Source organism: Streptomyces niveiscabiei, assembly GCF_001419795.1.
GTDB lineage: Bacteria > Actinomycetota > Actinomycetes > Streptomycetales > Streptomycetaceae > Streptomyces > Streptomyces niveiscabiei.
In genome coordinates this window covers 1-2,090 of record NZ_LIRL01000561.1, presented here as the reverse complement: position 1 = coordinate 2,090, position 2,090 = coordinate 1, and the positions used below count along the sequence as shown (strand labels likewise).

At 68.9% G+C, this 2,090-nt stretch carries 2 protein-coding genes; both read left to right on the top strand.

All coding sequences use genetic code 11. The features are described from left to right. Nucleotides 1–43: 43 nt before the first annotated feature. Nucleotides 44–703: a TetR/AcrR family transcriptional regulator gene (locus AOK24_RS26180; protein WP_055722522.1), complete on the top strand. Its 660-nt coding sequence runs from the start codon at nucleotides 44–46 to the stop codon at nucleotides 701–703. A 198-nt stretch (nucleotides 704–901) separates the two neighbouring features. After that, entirely contained in the window at nucleotides 902–1,948 is a 1,047-nt protein-coding gene (locus tag AOK24_RS26175; protein ID WP_055722521.1) for an endonuclease/exonuclease/phosphatase family protein, read from the top strand. Nucleotides 1,949–2,090 lie beyond the last annotated feature (142 nt).

Sequence of the window (2,090 nt, the reverse complement as noted above, 5' to 3'; positions counted from 1 at the left end):
CCCCCACACCTCCCCCCACATGGACATGGACGAAGATCGCCAGATGACCACTGACACCGGCAAGCCTCCCCCCTCCCGGGGCCGCCCCCGCAGCGAAGCGGTCGAGCAGGCCATCATCGAGGGCACGATGAAGCTCCTCGAGGACGGCGTCTCGCTCGCCGAGTTGTCCATCGAGCGCATCGCCCGCACCGCCGGTGTCGGCAAGGCGGCGATCTACCGCCGCTGGGCGAACAAGGAGGAACTCTTCGTCGACGTGATCCGCGCGACGGAGCCGCGGGACCCCGAACTCCCCGGCACGTCCATGCGGGACGACCTGGTCACCCTGCTGGAGGCCCTGCGCAGACGGGGACTCGCGAACCGTTCCTCGGCGATCCTCTACAGCGTGCACGCGCAGATGAAGAGCAGCCCGAAACTCTGGGCGTTCTACCACAGCGTCGTCATCGAGCCCCGTCGCCTGATGGGCCTCGAAGTCCTGCGCAGGGGCCGGGAGAACGGCGAACTCCGCACCGACCTCGACCTGAACCTGATCAACGACCTGTTCGTCGGCCCGCTGCTGACCCGCTCGATCCTGCGCCCCGACGCTGACCTCCCGGAGGGTTTGGCGGAGGACGTCGTGGACACTCTGCTCGAAGGGCTACGACCCGTCAGCACACCGGAGAAACGACCGGAAAACGGCCCGCACACAGGGACACGTCCCGTCTGACCCCCGGCGGAATTCGGAATGTCCGTATTCCGTCACAGACCCCGCCGCGAGCAGCGGGAACGGAACCCCGGACGCCCCCGCCCTCGTCCAAGTCTCCACACGGCCGTCATGGGACGGCGGGATCGGAGCCGATCATCCCCTAGGGTCATACACACGGGGGACGGACGGTGTGCACGGCAGGCAGTGAGGCGACACGGTATGGCGCAGCAGGCGTACTTGACGGAGACGGCGGACGGCGGGTCGGGGCCCGAACGTCGAGGAGACCGTATCCGGCGCCTGGTGAGCCGCTTCACCTCCGGCTGGCGCGGGGACCGGCGGATCTGGCGGCGGGGGATCGTGCTCGCCGCGTTCGCGGTGTTCATCGCCGGTGTGATGGGGCTGCATTCGCACGTCCCGAACCGGTACGGCAACCTCGGCAGCCTCATCGACACGTTCCTGCCGTGGATCGGCGTGTTCGTGCCGGTGCTGCTGGTGCTGGCGCTGGTCCGCAGGTCGGCGACGGCGCTGCTCGCGACGGTCCTGCCGATCGCCGTGTGGCTGAACCTCTTCGGCGGCCTGGTCATCGACCGTACGGGTGCGGGCGGTGACCTCACGGTCGCGACGCACAACGTGAACGCGGACAACGCGGACCCGGCGGGCACGGCGCGGGACGTCGCCGCGTCCGGGGCGGACGTCCTCGCCCTGGAGGAGCTGAAGGCGTCGGCGGTGCCGACGTACGAGAAGGCGCTGTCAACGACGTACCGCTATCACGCGGTTGAGGGCACGGTCGGGCTCTGGAGCAAGTATCCGATCAGTCAAGTGTCCGCCGTGGACATCAAGTTGGGGTGGACGCGGGCGATGCGGGCGACCGTGCGGACGCCCGAGGGGGAGATCGCCGTCTTCGTCGCCCATCTGCCGTCCGTACGCGTGAAGTTGAAGGCCGGGTTCACGGCCCGGCAGCGGGACAAGAGCGCCGACGCGCTCGGGGAGGCCATCTCCGACGAGCGGTTGCCGCGCAAGATCCTGCTCGGCGACCTCAACGGGACCATGAACGACCGGTCGTTGAACGCGGTGACGTCGCAGATGCGGTCGACGCAGGGGGCGGCGGGGAGCGGGTTCGGGTTCAGCTGGCCGGCGTCGTTCCCGATGGCGCGGATCGACCAGATCATGGTGCAGGGCGTGGAGCCGGTGACGTCGTGGACGCTGCCGCAGACGGGGAGCGATCACCTGCCGGTGGCGGCGCGGGTGGATCTGACCAGGAGCTAGCGGGGCGGGGCGGGGCTTCGCAGGAATAGCGGCGCCGGGGGCTTTGTTTCTTAGGTGAACAAAAGAACGGTACGATGAATGTACCGCTCCCGTGCGCCCCCATACCCTCTGCCGAAAAGGTTGCTCCGCCATGCCCCTCGCC

What these genes read in the sequence shown, in the direction of transcription:
- AOK24_RS26180 (WP_055722522.1), top strand. Translation starts at nt 44, where the DNA reads ATGACCACTGACACCGGCAAGCCTCCCCCCTCCCGGGGCCGCCCCCGC.
- AOK24_RS26175 (WP_055722521.1), top strand. Translation starts at nt 902, where the DNA reads ATGGCGCAGCAGGCGTACTTGACGGAGACGGCGGACGGCGGGTCGGGG.